Origin of the sequence: Butyricimonas sp. RTP31003st1_G1_RTP31003_210430, assembly GCF_040920905.1 — a bacterium.
GTDB lineage: Bacteria > Bacteroidota > Bacteroidia > Bacteroidales > Marinifilaceae > Butyricimonas > Butyricimonas paravirosa.
Map to the genome: position 1 here is coordinate 1 of NZ_JBCOSQ010000023.1, position 16,435 is coordinate 16,435.

The following is a 16,435-nucleotide window of genomic DNA, read 5'->3' on the forward strand; positions in this document are numbered from 1 at the left end:
GCACTACTGATGATGTAAAGATCACAGGTACTCAACTCGTAAAATGCCGTGATTCGACGAAAGGGGGAATGAGGCCCCAGATCAAAAGCAATTCGCTGCCCGGTAAAGATATGAAAGCGTACACGGGTGGAAAACTTATAATAGTTATTCGGGTATTTTTCCGGTTCCTTCACCCAGAAATCATCGGATAACACCGTGTTCATGTACAGTCCCGTCACCAGTGGTTCCAACCACCACTTGCCACCGAGACTAACCTCCCACGGTGCGTAATTTTGTTTCAACGTGAACGTTACTTTTGCCTTGTTGGAAGAAAAACGAGGAATCAAGCCGAACATGATCTCCGTTTCCCACTGTTTCTTTCGCCCGTAATCCCAGCCTACGCCAAGGGAGAGCAATCCCATCGAACCGGCATATTGCACGTTCTGGTACTTCGGGATCAAACGGTTCCACCCGGATTTATATTGCTGCAACTTACGCTGATGCCGTTCTGCCCGGCGTTGCTCCCGGTCATCATCCGTCATACCCAACACGATTGTAGCCATACCCATGAACATGGCCACGATGCCGACTCTAATAATAGACCACTTCATACTCGTACCCTCCCGGCGTTAAGGTGAATAACAAATAATTCTTATCTTTCATCGCGGCACAACCGATATACGGAATCCCGTCCTCGAACAACTCTTCATGAAGTAGCGTGTGACTGTGTGCGTGCAAACAGAACTCCACCCCCGGAAATTCCAGCAACAAGGCATGAAAACCACGGGCCACGTTATTGTTGAACTCCACGTTGAAAGGTTGCACGTGCATTACCGGAACCGTCCGGGGACATCCCACCGTGTCCTGCAATTCATTGTACATGAAGGTGAAGTCCGGCACCGGGTGTGAGTAGTCGAATTCCAAGGCATTCGTGTTCATGCAAACAAATTTAGTATTCCCCGCCCGGAAGGAGAAATTCTCATCCCCGTATACCTTCAGAAAAACATCCATCCCGTTCCCGAGAATATCGTGATTTCCCAACAAGGCCACGTAAGGCACCTTCAGCTTTCCCATAATATCCCGCACCCACAGGAACTCCTTCGTCAAGCCGAAATCGGATATGTCACCCCCGTGAATCACGAAATCCACGTCATCCCGCTTATTGAGCGCCTTCACGAAATCTTCCGTCTCGTCATACCAACGCTGGCTATCTCCCATTAACACGAACCGCAAGGTGTCTTTCCCCTCGCAGATTTCTTCTATACGAGCTATATTCTTCGCATTTATACCCGTTTCCCCGTGCAAACGCACATCGTACGGATGATACTCGATTAAATCACACCCGCATAGAAATAGCACTATTCCATATAAAATTACTCTTTTCATTGCAATACCAGTTTATGCTTTCGATAATGCAAAAAACAGACCAAAGATTATTCACACGAAATCGACACGGTTACCATTTTGGAAAAATACCCTACCAAAATGAAAAGGTTTTATCATTTATCGAATCGCCCATCATCTCGATAGACACTGATTAACAAGCAAATAAAATAAACTATATTCGTCTCGCATATTTTTTGCTATCTTGTTGGTCGTTATGGACAAGGAACAGAATGTTGAACACTTCCTCAGTCTTATAAGAAAGGCTAAGAGAGGTCATTTAAAGATATATATCGGCATGATTGCCGGAGTTGGAAAAACTTATCGGATGTTACGGGAAGCACATGATTTGCTTACCGCAGGAGTTGATGTACAAGTAGGTTACGCGGAAACACACGGTCGTGTCGACACGGCAGCCAAACTGGAAGGTCTTCCCGTCATTCCCCGTAAAAAACTATTTTACAAGGGCAAGGAAGTCGAAGAGATGGATTTACAGGCAATTTTACAAATACACCCGGAAGTGGTGATTGTCGATGAGCTGGCCCACACGAATATCGAGGGTTGCGTGAACGAGAAACGCTGGCAGGACGTGCTTGACTTACTGGACGCAGGGATTAATGTTATCACGGCCGTGAATATCCAGCACATCGAAAGCCTGAACGGGGAGGTACAGGACATTTCCGGAATCGAGGTAAAAGAACGAATCCCCGATAGCGTGTTAGGACAGGCCGACGAGGTGGTGAACATCGACTTGACCGCTGAAGAATTGATCTCCCGGTTAAAAGCCGGAAAGATTTACAAACCGGATAAAATTGAACTGGCCCTGCGTAACTTCTTCAAATCGGAAAACATCCTTCAACTCCGGGAACTAGCCTTGAAAGAGGTCGCCCTACGGGTGGAGAAAAAGGTGGAAAACGAGGTGGTGGAAAATATCGGTCTGCGCCATGAACGCTTCTTAGCCTGTATCAGTAGTCAGGAAAAAACACCGCGCAAACTCATCCGGAAAGTGGCACGCCTAGCCACCCATTACAATAGCAAATTCGTGGTCCTCCACGTGCAAACCCGCCACGAAAGTGCTGACCGCATCCCGCTAGCCAAGCAACGTTACCTGATCAATCATTTCAAGCTGGCATCAGAACTGGGCGGAGAGGTACTTCAAATACAATCGGACGACATTATCGGAACCATCATCAATGTTTGCCGAGAAAGGCAGATTAGCACGGTTTGCGTGGGAAAACCCAACATCCAGTTGTTTTCATACGTGCGTTCTGCCCTTCGATACAAGAGGTTATTGAATAATCTGGCGATATTAAATGTAGATTTAATCATTCTCGGATCATAAACACGGAAGAATTCTTGAAAATATCATTAAATCGAATTAAGTTTAGGGGTATGAAAATAAAAACGAAATTAACATCGGGAATCGGTCTCCTTTTCATGATCATCGTGCTACTCGGTGTTCTGGCGATCAGTTACATTGATAAACTGGCCGACGACACGAAAAATATCCTGTCCGATAACTACAATTCGCTCGATTACGCGAAAGGAATGCTTTATGCCCTCGATAATCTTGAAACGGACCGGGAAGCGTTGAATATATTCATGGAGAACCTCGAAAAACAGAGACTGAATATCACGGAAATCAACGAGTCGGAAGCCACCGACCGCTTGGCCCGCCATTTCAAATTGCTGGACGAGAATCCTAGCGAACAGAACATCCGGCAACTCCGGCTGGACCTGAACCAGATCATGAGCCTGAATATGGCCTCGATTCAACGCAATAGCGTGATTGCCGAAGACACAGCCCGACAGGCCACATTATGGATTTCCATTATCGGGATATGCAGTGTCGGGATTGCCCTCGCCTTGCTCTTGTTGTTCCCCTCGCAAATTACCCGCCCGATCAGCGAGTTGACACGCGGGATCGTGGAGATTGCCCACCGCAATTACAGTAAACGCCTGCATTTCGACTCTACACGGGAATTTAATGACGTGGCAACTTCTTTCAACGATATGGCCGAACGCCTGGAAGAGTACCAGCAAAGTTCACTGGCCACCCTGTTATCCAGCAAAAAATACTTGGAGGCTATTGTCAACAGTATTCATGAACCGATTATCGGTCTGGATCATGACCGGCAAATTCTTTTCGTGAACAACGAGGCTTTGACCGTGTTAAACCTCAAACGGGAGCAGATGATTCACCAATCTGCCGACGAGTTATCGTTGAAGAACGACTTGTTACGCCGCCTTATTCGCGAACTGGTACATCCAAACGAAAAGCACGAGCCGCTAAAGATATACGCCGACGACAAGGAGAGTTTTTTCCAAGCCGTTTACGTGCCGATTAAATTGACGGAGACCGAAACCGAGGGAGAAAAACAGGTTGGCAACGTGATTTTGTTAAAGAATATCACGGAATTCAAAGAACTAGATTCGGCCAAAACAACTTTTATCTCCACGATCTCGCACGAGCTTAAAACCCCGATTTCAGCTATCATGATGAGCTTAAAATTACTGGAAGATCAACGGATTGGCAGCTTGAACGACGAGCAACAATCTCTTGCGAGTAGCATAAAAGAAAATAGCGACCGGTTGTTGAACATCACGGGAGAACTACTCAAATTGACCCAAGTGGAAACCGGAAAGCTGATTTTAAGCCCAAAGATCACGAAACCGATCGAATTGATCAACTATGCCGTGGCAGCTACCCGGGTACTTGCCGAACGTTTCGGATGCAATATTGAAGTGGAGTACCCTGAAAAGATTCATAAACTATTTGTAGACAGTGAAAAAATAGCTTGGGTGATCACGAATCTCCTCTCCAATGCCATCCATTATTCGAAAGAGAACTCCCGGATCATCGTGGGAGCCAAGGAAGTGGACCAGACCATACAAATATTCGTGCAGGATTTCGGAAAAGGAATCGACCCCAGATACCACCAAAGTATATTCGACCGCTATTTCCGGGTTCCGGGGACCAAAGTACAAGGTAGCGGGCTAGGACTAGCCATTTCTAAAGATTTCGTGGAAGCTCATGATGGAAAAATCTGGGTTGAAAGCGAGATCGGCAAAGGAAGTAAATTCACAATCGCATTTCCAGTCCGATAAAAGAACTAAAAAGTAAAAACTAAAAGCTAAAAGTTAAAGGAGAGCCAACTTTTATCTTTTAACTTTTAACTTATCAACGTCGCCCGGGTATAAGTGATTAAATCTTTCGGGTTTAGCCGGATTTGTAATCCCCGAACACCCGCACTGATATAAATGTATTCGAACTTTAAACAACTTTCATGAATAAACGTGGGGAACTCTTTTTTCATCCCGATAGGCGAGCAGCCTCCCCGGACGTACCCGGTAATAGGTAATAATTCCTTCATCGGAATCAAATCCGCTTTCTTGTTCCCGGACGCTTTAGCCGCCACTTTTAAATCCAGTTCATGATCACCCGGAATAACACAAACAAAGTACCCCCCCCGATCCCCATGCAGTACTAACGTTTTGAACACCTGTTCGATATTCTCCCCCAACTGTGCCGCCACGTGAGCCGCAGCCAGATCATTTTCATCCACCTCGTAAGGAATTAACTCGTAGTCAATTTTCGCTTTATCCAGCAAACGAACAGCATTCGTCTTATTTATCTTGGCCTTCATATCTACACAATTTTACTTCCATACAAAAATAATGAATCACCGGAAAATTGGAGTAAAATAGATGCAATTTCTGACATGGAAATCATATCATTAAACGAACGTTTATTATATCTCATTTATTGAGCTGCCAATAAAATGCGGATTGTTAATTTTTATCTTGCTTTTCATTTGATCATGAGAAATTTAAAAAATAAGCAATATAGCTAATATGAAGTAAAAAATACTTATATTTGTACATTCAATAAACGTTCATTTATTGAATGTACAAAATTACAACATGAATAACGTTAAACACCTTATGGAACCAGAGAAACGCCCTATAATTCTTATTGCAGAAGATGATGAAAGTAACTACTTGCTTTTATTCGCTTTATTAAAGCGAGATTACCAGATCATTCATGCACATGATGGAATTGAAGCCATCCAATTATTCAAGAATTTTCCTCCCGATGCCATACTAATGGATATAAAAATGCCCCACATGGACGGGCTTACAGCCATGCAAGCCATTCGGGAAATAGATCAGGACATTCCGATTATTGTCGTTAGCGCGTACGCCTTCGAACAAGACAAACAAACAGCTTACTCGTGCGGGTGTAATGCCTATATCATGAAACCCGTGGATGCTAAAAAGTTGACAAGCACCATTTCCCTCTTGCTATCTATTAAAGAACATCACATTTCTATTCACTAACGGGAATCCATTTCACGGCATTGGCAAAAATCAACTGCACGGCATCCCGTTCCCACGCGTAAGTGCCATCATTCTCCCACGTCAAAGAATCACCACCCCGGTCACTCAAAAACACGCTATACTCACCACGATCAAAATGATATTTCCCCAAAGAGATCCATCCCGGTTCCTCGTTATCCAACAACACTTCCACGTCCGTGACGTCCCCCGCAGATGTCACCTGATAAAAAAGTCTCGCTCCCCCGATAAAAACCTTACGGGCTGAAGTCGCCTCCACATCCGGAACATAAACCAAAACCTCGTACTTCCCGGGATTTTCCACGTTCACTTTCCACTCCACCTTAGATTTCCCTGTTCCGGCAATTTTATAATAAGCACTCTTCACGATATCTCCGTAACAATGGCTATCCATAGTCAAAGTCCAATGCTCGTGGTCATACACGTAACTATACTTTCTCTCGTTCTTCTCCTTCGAGAAATAAGCGGCCAATTTCCCTTTCCGCTTTTTCTCATGAATAACAAAACCGGGGTCCTCGGCATTCACGACTATTCCCGGAGCTTTCCGAGTAAAAATAGCACTATCCACATCCCAAATACCCGTTTTCCCATCTTTCGTTTTTGACAAATCTTTGGATGAAGTCCATTCCAAGACATTCTCCCCGGGAAGATTCTGACTGAGATTCATTCCTAACGCAAAAACATCACGCATACCCAAATCGGCCCGAATCTCTTTACAACTATGTCCCGGAATTAAATAGTTACGCAGCCCGGACCCGCTCTCGTTATCCCCCATGGAATACGTTGCCACGCTCAGTGTCACAACTGCCGGAACTGAAGTAGGATTATATATTTTACAGCTACCTATATTTTTAGTCTCCTCGTCCTCTTCATACAATTCCACTTTCAAATCCCGGATAAATAGAGCCGGTAACTCCTTCCCCTCGTAATAATAATTCAAAATCTCCCGAAGATTCACATGAAAACGAGCATTAAACTCCCGTTCTAGCTCTTCGAAATCAGGTCGCATAAACAAATGACTTTGCTTAAATTGTTTCATAAAATTGAATAATTCCCGCTCCCCGACAAGCGCCTGCAAATGTTTTTGAATCAACTCGTATTTCTTCCTCAATAATTTCTGTAATTGCTCCCCCTTCACCTCTTGATCCACGAAAGCCTCCCGCATGGATTTCCCCTTCCAATAAGTGACAATCTCAGAATAACTGATCTCTTCTCCCACGTACACCATCGGCCCGTTAGAAAAATCTACTTTGGCTAAATCGTTCACTATACCTCCAAAACCCGGATATTCATCCGATTGTAGAACACCCCCGAAATCACCAAACAGAACTGAACAATCAAAAACACCCGCAAGTAAATTCACGGCTAACAAATTACGAAACGCCTCCACCTCCAACTCGAAACGAGTCCTTTCATCCTCATCTCCCGGCCAAAAGCCCACATGCGCATAATAACCCAAGTACATTCTCTCCGGATAAAATAGTATCTCCGGCTGTACAAATTGACTTCCCGTAACCCCTTTCCGTTGGTGTGGAATAAAATTCACCGGAGTCTCGACCAAAGTAAACTTACAAAAAGGATAATCACCCCCCTTTACTTCCCGCATCATACTTATCGGCTCTTCCACAAGGAACTCGGCGGAATCCTTCAGACTCGTGTAATCCCGCATGAAAAAGTCATGTCCGGGGAAATGATACAACTCGAACGTCAACGAGTCTAACACGATACTCCTCCGTTCGTACTCCCCGATAGTCAGACTTAGAGAAGGTAATGGCTCCCGGTTTCTGAAAATCGTCGTATCCCCGCTCATCTCCATCTCTCCTTGCGAGATAGCCACTCGTTTCCCTACATCCCCGACTTTCAACCGGTAACGAGTAAAATCATACTGACAAGCCAACGGGGCGTTCACGTTTACCGGGGGAACGGCAGCCGGATACCACAAACATTCCGGGAAAAGCAACGTGTAATCATCCCCGACACGAGCAAAACACCTTCCATGACGGAACATCGAATGATACGTCCGGAAAAAGCTCATCAAGCGGGTATCATGAAACTCCTCGTCCGGGAAATCCGGGAAACAAATCGCCTCATCAATCTTTCCCTCGTAAACCACGTGTAAAAGGATTTCTTCACCGGGTTGTAACGCTCTCTCCAAAAGGATGGCTTGGGATTCCCGGGTATAAGACAAGTTCTCCCCTTGCCCGCTTGTCAAGGCCGTTACCTCTAATCCCGGATTCAAGTAAAGCACGGGGCGAACTAAGGGCTGTCCTCCCACGTTTGCCACCACCAGATCACTCTCCCCCGTTATTTTATCCCCTTCCTGACGAAAATAGATATTATGCGCCTTAACGTGCCCTCCTTTCACTTCGGCGTACTTTTCGAATACCTCCCGGTACAAGTCTCTTCGATTATTTAGCTCGTGAAATATACCGTAATAAGCCCCTCCGAACAGGATGCCGATCAGTAGGAATGTCCATCCCCCGGCCCTCACTTTCCACGTAACACCTGCCCGTTCCGACAAACGCGGCATCATTCCCATGGCCAGCACAACAAGCCCCAATCCCAGAAAAACAAACATTCCCCGTTGTAAAACAACCCACTCAGGACGGGTCATTCCCGTCACATCCGAGAACAGAAGCGGCAATGCACGCCCCCACGGGTCAATAGTACCACACAATAAATCCGTGGTCCCGAAATAAAAGGCAGCAAATACAGCCACCAATACCAATACTGCCAAGGCATGATTCTTTATCCGGTTAGCCACGATTAAAGCGACTCCCAACACGAAAAACAGCGTGGGCAAGGTCATCACGAACAGGTAAACAAAATAAATCTTCAACTGGAAAGTTCCCGGTTCCCCGAACAAGATATGGAAAATCATCCCTAATCCCATCGTTATCAAGTTCAGCACGAGGCAAACCTCCACGATCCCCAACACCTTTCCCGTCTGGTAAGCCAAATTAGTCACCGGACGGGCAGAGAACACGGCATTCGTCTCCAAACGCCGATCCCGCCACACGAAATCAATACCGATAAAAATCACGATAATCCCTTGCACCAAATTATAAAACCAGGCATTCCAAAAAGGAATAAACGAAGGTAAAGCCCTGTTTAACCATCTGAGCCCACCTAATGAATCGCTTTGCCATAGCCAATGCGAAAGAGAAATTCCCGCAACTACACAACAAGCGAATATCCAAAACAACTTATTTCTTATGATCAGGTTTCGCTCGTAACGGGCCACCAGACGTATATTTTCAAATGTCATACCTATTATCGTAAAAGTAACAACCAACCTATTGAACAAAGGTATTCATTCCCAGTGAACATTACAATAAAAAGGGGTACGTCTTTCTCGACATACCCCTAGTTTGTAAAGTTTATAAAATTAGCCACTCGGCTACATTATCTCTGTAACGGGAATTTCAACACCGGCTCTTTCTCTTTCTTCGGTTCAGACTTGTTGATTTCTACATCCTCGATCAAAACCGAGGCCGGATAAATCAAAGAAGAAAGCACTTGACGATTCAGAATGTAGTTAGACACGTTCTCTTTACTTGAAATGTCCAGTACCCGTTTGATCTTCGCCAGATTAATGGCAGAAACATCACCGAAACGAACCTGCGTTTCACTACCATCTTTCACGTCAACCTTGTAAATACGGGATGCCGGTCCGGCAATACTGCGCACGATGTAAGCATAATCCAACCCTTCATCCTTGGCAGCCTTAATTAATGCTTTTTTCATCTTGTCCTGTTTCGTTCCCTTATCTACTTGGATATGAATAGTTCCCGGAGCCGTAGCATAAACTATATCACTTCCGGTCATCACGAAACGAGAGCTACCCGTGGAGTGCTGAGTTTTCAAAGAAGGTACCCGACCATTCAACATTTGGCGCAAGATCCCCTTGTCAACCAGCGTCATCTCCTTTTCCGGAATAACACCTTCCGCGTCGATCTCGTAAGCACCTAACAACGGGGTCCCATCGTATTTCTCCAAGCTAGTGTAATTTTTCACGGTCAAACGGTTATCAATAATCTTTCTCCCGATATGACCTTCCAACGTTCTGCCTCCCGCCTGACCAATCGGCTTACGATAAGCAAATAATCCCCCTTGATTCAACAGGTTGTTCACGAAGATACTGGAAGAAGCCCCGTCTTCAAAAAGAACCGGCCCGGAATAGAATTCTTCAACCACCGGGGCATTTCTCAACTTCATCAGATTTTCAGCAAAAGCAGTTACTTTCTTTTTCAAATCTTCCAAAGAAGGCATATCCTGCGGGCGAGCAACCAAAATAGAAAGCGCATCCCCGATCCGTACCCCGTCTTCCGTGGTTACATATCCTTGTGCAAACAGATTCGCATAAGTAACCGGTTGTTTCATGGTCACGTCCTCGCTCGTCTGTTTGTAAACTTCCATATCCAAACCGCTAATACCCACGGATGAGTTGTAAATTTCCTTGTAATTCTTGAATATCGCGGAAAGTTCACGAATCGTGTTTTCCCATTTCTTTATATCAATTTCATAGGGAACCTTGCTTTCCACGATCTTCGTGATCGGTTCTGCCTTCACCAAGTCCGGCAATTGAGCCTCCTCCGGAGTTTGCGGGTTTGACTTCAAGGCCGCTTCTTTGGCAGCAGCTTCACGCAACGCCATCTTGTAAGCCGCATCGGATACCAACCAAAAATTACGACGAATCATGTCATAATCCGCCTCGGCCGGCATCCCTACCTTCATGAATTGTCCCACGAAACGAGTATCGTTCGTGTTATTATAATCACCCAGCAACAACTGAGACGAGCCTACCCCTCTCCACGGCAATTCCAGTGAATTCGTGATCGCTCCCAGCTCCCCGACAACTTCAAATTGACGGAACCGACCTAAAGAATACGACAAATAAAACGGTTTATCCATTCCCGGCAATGCCAATTCAGCTTTATTTCTTTGTAATTCATCCTGCATCGCCTTGAAGATCACTTGATCTTGCTCATTCTGTGCCACCACTGGCCCTACCAGCAGGAAAAATATTAATAGTGATAATATATATCTCATCTTTCTAATTTTATAATTTCCACATCTTTATTTCGTTCCCGGAGCCGGTAAAATCGGTAAAATATCTTGTGATTTCGCTTTTCTTTGCGTCTCCACCTTATTCACCAAGATCGTCGGGGAAATAGCCGTTACAGGAATTGAACCCGATTCAGCACCACACATTCCCGTGAACACGCGGGCATCATTTCCAGCATATATAATATTAGAGAACATGGAAAGCGGAGTTCCGATCAAATCCACGCCACGAACCAACTGATCCGGACGACCGTCAGCAAATACTTTGTACACCTCCAGCGGGGTCACGTTGAAGGAATTGGTACCACCTTTACCGGTGAAGGTAAATCCACTCGTCACCTCCTTGAAGAAATAACCGTATTCTTTACCTTGTTTCTTTACCTCTTCAATCAATAACTGGCGTAATTCTTCGGGAGTTTTCGGGTTTGAAGTCTCGATCACCAAATTAGACTGGCGGGAAACAGGGTCAAATCCGTCGCTGGCACGGGCGTGTCCGTTCGTGCGAGGATGACCGTCGATCGGGGTACGGGTCATCAAGAAGTCATTCAACTTACCGTTCACCACAACATCCACCCGTTCGGCTTTCACACCCTGATCATCATACTTATAAAATCCGTTCAAATCCTCTCCTGCATACTTCCGAAGTGTCGGGTCATCATACACGTGCATACCCTCCGGCAACACGAATTGACCGATCATTTTCTTAAACGTTTGCCCGTCACTCTCGCTCTTCATACGTTGTCCCTCGATCCGGTGACCGAAAATCTCGTGGAAGAACACACCACTGGCAGGACCGGATAGCAAGGCCGGTCCCGTGTAGGGATCAACCACCGGAGCCACACGCAAAGCCTCCAATGTTTTCACCATCTCTTTGGCATCTGCAATAATCTTATCATTCGCAGGAAGATCTGCCGGGTCATAAGCAAAATAAGACAAGTTCAACGGCAATTCCATCCCATCATCGGCTTTTGTCTCCCCGAATACCATAATACGGGCATACGGTAGATTCTGCACGACTTCCGTTCCCTCGTTGTTCACGAAATACCGTCTCTCCACCGTGTAGATCATGATCGCATCCCCTTTCATAATCCCGGGGTGGTTTTTGAACACGGCCGAAATCTCTTTCATCCGGGCTGCCCATTGGTCCATATCAATCGTCATCTTTTCAGCCGGGAGCGGGGCCTCGTAATATTTTTCCACTTTCGCTTCCGAAAAATAAGGTGCCTTATCTTCTTCTTCCACGTTTACAGAGCTTTCTGCCTTCGTTTTCTGGTACATATCCACGGCAAACTTGTAACGATTGTTCACCTCGTCCCAGATAGCCTGACGAACGGCATCTTCATTATTTTCTTCATCCAATGGTAAACGAGCCACGGAAGGTCCTTGGAAACGGGACATGGCCGATCCCATTTGATTAAATCTAAAATTATCGAGTTTCTCATCCCCTAACCGAATCTGCGGAACTAATGTCCGGGAACGATATTGCTGACTGTTCATCAGCGCTCCAAAAGAAGCCGATACCACGGAAGAGGTCACATCAATTACCCTGTAATTCATGTGATACGGGGGAAATTCTTCACCCTTTAGTTCTTTCATCTGTTGTGCCAACTCTTCTTTCAGAAGTCCTAGCAACTTATCCTGTCCTTGCCCGTAAGTCTTGGGTACAAACAACAAGGAGAGAAAGCAACTAAAAATAACCAATACTGTTTTTCTCATGTGTAATTGTTTTAATCATGTGAATAATAAAAGATCATTGAAAAATCACGCACTATTTTCGTTAACAAATATAAGACGAATCTTTTGTGTAACAATACTCAAACGTTTTAAATTTTTCTTAAAGTGAAGAAATGCAAAAAAGGATGATTTCCCATCACGGTACTCTCACCCTCGTCGACAAATTAGAATTCAAAATATTACATTTATATGTAACTATATCTTTTCAAAAAACGTTTTCCAAAAAAGCCTCCGGATCATTAAATGGAATGTCAACTCGGATTTAATAAAAAAAGTGTATACACACTTCCGGAGGCTTATTCCTTCATGTGCTATACACTTTCTTATTATTTCTCGAATTGACAAGACAAAGGTAAATATTTCTTTAATATAAACCACAAAAGAACAAAATTATTTATTCTATACCGCCAGCATTTAACATTCCAACCTCCGCCTCTTTACGAAAATCTTCAACCGTATTTCGTTGAAATTATATCATAACACTTTTAATCATAACGCAGTAATTATATTTACATACATCATTTGTGTCTTTTCAATTTTCCACGAAAATATCTATTTCTCCAATATTTTATATTTTTCACCCGAATTTCATCCATTCCTCTTTTCCTTCCTTAATCCTCATTGAAAATAGAACTCAAAAATAAATTCCTAACAGGCTCATGGAACCTATTAGGAATTTTCATTCCACAAAACAATTTCATATCTTATATCCCTAACGGACATCCCGACAACATCGCACATTCAACCAATTGGTTTTCATTGTACTTGCTCGAAAAACCTGAGTCGAATTATAAGCGATTTTACGATAAAAAATAAAACCACTATTATCCGGATCTTCGGTTGCAGTCCAGAAAAAACCGTACACACCATGGAAACGCCAGTTCTCCGTATACGCCACCGTATGCTCGGAATAAAATCCTCCAGCAGTTAGTTGCATTCCTGTACCCTCATCGCCTTGTTGTAGCAGTTCACCCTCATAACATCCCCTGAAACCTTCACAAGCGGCATCCTTCACACTCATTCCCAAAGCTATTTCCAATTTCTGCCAGTCCTCGTCTGTTGGCAAGCGCCATCCTTCCGGAGCAACTAAAATAGCGGCATTGTAATCATACCAATACCCATATTTCTCGTACATCTCCTCTTTCATTGATCCACCTCCCAACTCCCCATCGCTTTCATATTTCCCATACAACCCGGATTCGGGAGCGTACCGCATATTACTGGTCATCCATTCCAAGTCTCCAAATCTTACCCAACCATATTCATTCCCATCACGTTCATCCACATAAGTTCCCGATGCATCCGGTTTAACAACGGGTATCACCTCATTATCATTATCACATCCCCAGATCGAAATCAACCCAAGGAAAACATATAATATCCCTTTATTCATAATTCTTTATTTAATCATTAATCGAACTTTAATCCCAGATCAATCAATACTCTCTTCATCTCATTCCATTTCGTTACACAAGCCGGATAACTTCCATTTTCAGTCATGAATTCTTCTTCCGTCATCGTTAACAAAACATTTACATAACTAGCCAAATCTTCCTCTTTCGAATACCATACTCTTACGGTTCCCATAAGTGGATTAGACCCCAAAAATCCCACCGTTTTAATATCATTCAACGGAGCAAAAATAGACCATTGTTCATAATAACCTTCCGCAAACGAGAAAAACTCCTCAAATTCGGAATCTTCCACTTTAGAAATACTATTAGAAACAATTTGTCTCAAAACAACAGCCGCATATTCTTCTTTTTCCTCTCCACTCATATTTAGAATATCCCTAAAAGCTACCGCCATACTATTCCATCCAGCGATATAATCCATATCCTCATCAACTAATTCGTACTGATCCCCATCTAAACTAGCCTGATAAGCATCAATCCGTTTCACCAACAATAACGAATAGGGATAAAGTTTCGAGCTAAACATATTTAATATTCTCTCTTTCATAAATTCTACGGCTGCCCGTTGAGATTCAATATCATCAAGATATTCAAAAAGATACCTTTGTTTCGACATGGATGTTAAATAATAAGAGAAATCTACTTTCTGTACGAAATAAACATCGTTACCATATCGATCGGTTCCCCGATATTCCTTTCTCAACGTGTCATTGAAGAGCAAATGAATTCCCAATGTTTCTTCAAATTCTTTACGTAACAAAGACTCCGGATCACTGGCATCTTCAGAGATCTCGTAATAATTATCTTTTAGATCCAATGGCTGTACATCTTCTTTCTCCGAACAACTCGACAACAAGCATACACACAGCCACCCCAAAATATATAAATACTCAAGTTTCATATTCATAGTTCAAATTATTAATTCAATGATTCTATTCTATAACTCCTCACCGGATGAGGATTATTTTGCATTCCCGTGTGAAATTCCAATACTTCATGGGGTATCGGTAAAACATAAGCCGGATCATTCTTCTCTAATTTATAGACCCGTTTCTCGATCTTTTCATCGGAAGAATCATCTTTATAAACATAGTATACTTTTTCAATTTCTTTGGAATAAGGATATTTTTCACATACCATATACCGTCTCAAATCAAACCAACGATGTCCTTCCAGACATAACTCCCGCCGACGTTCTTCCCGAATTTCCGTCACTAACTCTTCTCCGCTTTTCTGAAGTGTCGCATAACTTTCATTTTTAAAACGTTTTACTCGCAATTGTTCCAACAAATCTAGAGCCGTCGCCTCATCACCCAAATAAGCCGCCGCCTCCGCCCCGTTCAAATAGGCTTCTGCATTCCGAAACAAGAAATTATCCGATACCTCTATTTTCCGTCCCTCGTAAGCTAACGTGTAATTATAATAATAATCAGCAGCCGGATCATCATTCGCAAACGAAGAACTCTCAGCAATTTTAGCATATCCAACAAAATCATTATACGTCCAGAAGAAAACAGACTTCCTTAAATCTGTTATATCATAAGTATCATACATTTCACGTGATACTTGAAAACTCTTGTACTGATTGACTGTGTTATGAGTAATGGCATGACCACCCATTGAAAAAATTGTCTCCACAGAACTTTTGGATAGGAATCCCCCGGAAAATCCATTCAGATCCAAGAGATCAGGTTTGACTGCAATCACTTTTCGGGCATACTTCAAAGCTTGTTTCCAATCTTGTTTGTACAGGTAGAAACGACTCATCAGTAGATGTACAGCCGTACTATCAGCCTGATATATCGTACCAGGTAAATTCGCTTTTCCCAAACAATCTTCTGCAATCTTCAAATCCGATTCTATTTGTTCATAAACCCGGGCCACGCTCTCGCGCTGAAAAATTACATCTTGAATCTCCCCCGTAAGTTTTAAAGGTACCCCTAAATCGTTCTCCGCAGTGGAAATTTCATAGGGTTTCCCATACAAATTTATTAACGTAAAATAATAAGCCCCTCGTAGGAAATAAGCCTCCCCTTTCACCCGGTTTGCCCCTGCCACTTCATTATCACCTCCCTTGATATATTCATCAATAAGGTCAATGACACTATTTACAATATTAACATGGTAATATAGTTTCGTCCAATCACCGCTTTCATCTGCAAAAGAAGAACCATACTCATTCACGCCACAACGATCTTGCCAAGTATAATATCCGAAAATAGCATCTCTTCGATTAAAACCACTGGAACCGAAATCACTTTTCTCACATTCTTCTGTTTCATCCGACATATAGTGAAGATATGGGTAATAACTAGCTACCTGTTCTAACGAATAAGAACCATTCACTTTCATATATCCCTCACCGATTAACAACTCTTCTAAATCTTCATAACCACGAACTTGAACGGTATCTTGCGAATATTCCTCCAAAAAGCTACAACTTCCTAGGAAGAAAAGTATTATACTATATATAATAATATATTTCATAATTGTCAACA

The 16,435-nt window shown here is 43.4% G+C and carries 12 protein-coding genes; 3 read left to right on the top strand and 9 right to left on the bottom strand.

The genetic code is table 11. The features are described 5' to 3' along the window. Window positions 1–590: hypothetical protein (locus AB5542_RS08955; RefSeq protein ID WP_368243033.1), on the bottom strand; the 590-nt coding region annotated here is incomplete at its 3' end. Further along, window positions 571–1,365 (bottom strand): metallophosphoesterase family protein, encoded by a 795-nt coding sequence (locus AB5542_RS08960; protein ID WP_279038736.1) that lies wholly within the window; start codon window positions 1,363–1,365, stop codon window positions 571–573. The genes AB5542_RS08955 and AB5542_RS08960, both read right to left, overlap by 20 nt. A 214-nt stretch (window positions 1,366–1,579) precedes the next feature. Between AB5542_RS08960 and AB5542_RS08965 the strand changes: the two genes are divergently transcribed. Then, entirely contained in the window at window positions 1,580–2,704 is a 1,125-nt protein-coding gene (locus tag AB5542_RS08965) for a sensor protein KdpD (protein ID WP_279038735.1), read from the top strand. A 50-nt stretch (window positions 2,705–2,754) separates the two neighbouring features. Continuing rightward, entirely contained in the window at window positions 2,755–4,470 is a 1,716-nt protein-coding gene (locus AB5542_RS08970; RefSeq protein ID WP_279038734.1) for an ATP-binding protein, read from the top strand. A 65-nt stretch (window positions 4,471–4,535) separates the two neighbouring features. On the opposite strand, the gene ybaK is transcribed toward AB5542_RS08970, so the two are convergent. After that, window positions 4,536–5,009: a Cys-tRNA(Pro) deacylase gene (ybaK, locus tag AB5542_RS08975; protein WP_279038733.1), complete on the bottom strand. Its 474-nt coding sequence runs from the start codon at window positions 5,007–5,009 to the stop codon at window positions 4,536–4,538. Between the two features lie 298 nt (window positions 5,010–5,307). Between ybaK and AB5542_RS08980 the strand changes: the two genes are divergently transcribed. Then, window positions 5,308–5,703: a response regulator gene (locus AB5542_RS08980; RefSeq protein ID WP_270544575.1), complete on the top strand. Its 396-nt coding sequence runs from the start codon at window positions 5,308–5,310 to the stop codon at window positions 5,701–5,703. Here AB5542_RS08980 and AB5542_RS08985 read toward each other — a convergent pair. The 6 genes from AB5542_RS08985 to AB5542_RS09010 all read right to left on the bottom strand — a co-directional run bounded on the left by AB5542_RS08985 (window position 5,693) and on the right by AB5542_RS09010 (window position 16,424). Then, window positions 5,693–8,989, bottom strand: coding sequence for a hypothetical protein (locus AB5542_RS08985; protein WP_279038732.1), 3,297 nt, complete (start codon window positions 8,987–8,989; stop codon window positions 5,693–5,695). The genes AB5542_RS08980 and AB5542_RS08985 overlap by 11 nt on opposite strands. Window positions 8,990–9,126: 137 nt before the next feature. Beyond that, the gene (locus AB5542_RS08990) at window positions 9,127–10,773 is read right to left on the bottom strand and encodes a metallopeptidase TldD-related protein (RefSeq protein WP_279038731.1); all 1,647 of its coding nucleotides are present in this window, start codon (window positions 10,771–10,773) and stop codon (window positions 9,127–9,129) included. Between the two features lie 27 nt (window positions 10,774–10,800). After that, a complete protein-coding gene (locus tag AB5542_RS08995) occupies window positions 10,801–12,504 on the bottom strand; it encodes a TldD/PmbA family protein (protein WP_087422121.1) in 1,704 nt (567 codons plus the stop codon). 730 nt (window positions 12,505–13,234) lie between these two features. After that, on the bottom strand, window positions 13,235–13,915 hold the full coding sequence (locus AB5542_RS09000; protein ID WP_279038730.1) for a fibrobacter succinogenes major paralogous domain-containing protein: 681 nt from the start codon (window positions 13,913–13,915) through the stop codon (window positions 13,235–13,237). A gap of 17 nt (window positions 13,916–13,932) precedes the next feature. Then, window positions 13,933–14,844: a hypothetical protein gene (locus AB5542_RS09005; protein WP_270544580.1), complete on the bottom strand. Its 912-nt coding sequence runs from the start codon at window positions 14,842–14,844 to the stop codon at window positions 13,933–13,935. Between the two features lie 11 nt (window positions 14,845–14,855). Next, complete coding sequence (locus AB5542_RS09010; protein WP_288215232.1) at window positions 14,856–16,424, bottom strand: RagB/SusD family nutrient uptake outer membrane protein; 1,569 nt, start codon at window positions 16,422–16,424, stop codon at window positions 14,856–14,858. Window positions 16,425–16,435 lie beyond the last annotated feature (11 nt).

What these genes read in the sequence shown, in the direction of transcription:
- AB5542_RS08960 (WP_279038736.1), bottom strand. Translation starts at nt 1,365, where the DNA reads ATGAAAAGAGTAATTTTATATGGAATAGTGCTATTTCTATGCGGGTGT.
- AB5542_RS08970 (WP_279038734.1), top strand. Translation starts at nt 2,755, where the DNA reads ATGAAAATAAAAACGAAATTAACATCGGGAATCGGTCTCCTTTTCATG.
- AB5542_RS09010 (WP_288215232.1), bottom strand. Translation starts at nt 16,424, where the DNA reads ATGAAATATATTATTATATATAGTATAATACTTTTCTTCCTAGGAAGT.
- AB5542_RS09005 (WP_270544580.1), bottom strand. Translation starts at nt 14,844, where the DNA reads ATGAATATGAAACTTGAGTATTTATATATTTTGGGGTGGCTGTGTGTA.
- AB5542_RS09000 (WP_279038730.1), bottom strand. Translation starts at nt 13,915, where the DNA reads ATGAATAAAGGGATATTATATGTTTTCCTTGGGTTGATTTCGATCTGG.
- ybaK (WP_279038733.1), bottom strand. Translation starts at nt 5,009, where the DNA reads ATGAAGGCCAAGATAAATAAGACGAATGCTGTTCGTTTGCTGGATAAA.
- AB5542_RS08965 (WP_279038735.1), top strand. Translation starts at nt 1,580, where the DNA reads ATGGACAAGGAACAGAATGTTGAACACTTCCTCAGTCTTATAAGAAAG.
- AB5542_RS08985 (WP_279038732.1), bottom strand. Translation starts at nt 8,989, where the DNA reads ATGACATTTGAAAATATACGTCTGGTGGCCCGTTACGAGCGAAACCTG.
- AB5542_RS08990 (WP_279038731.1), bottom strand. Translation starts at nt 10,773, where the DNA reads ATGAGATATATATTATCACTATTAATATTTTTCCTGCTGGTAGGGCCA.
- AB5542_RS08980 (WP_270544575.1), top strand. Translation starts at nt 5,308, where the DNA reads ATGGAACCAGAGAAACGCCCTATAATTCTTATTGCAGAAGATGATGAA.
- AB5542_RS08995 (WP_087422121.1), bottom strand. Translation starts at nt 12,504, where the DNA reads ATGAGAAAAACAGTATTGGTTATTTTTAGTTGCTTTCTCTCCTTGTTG.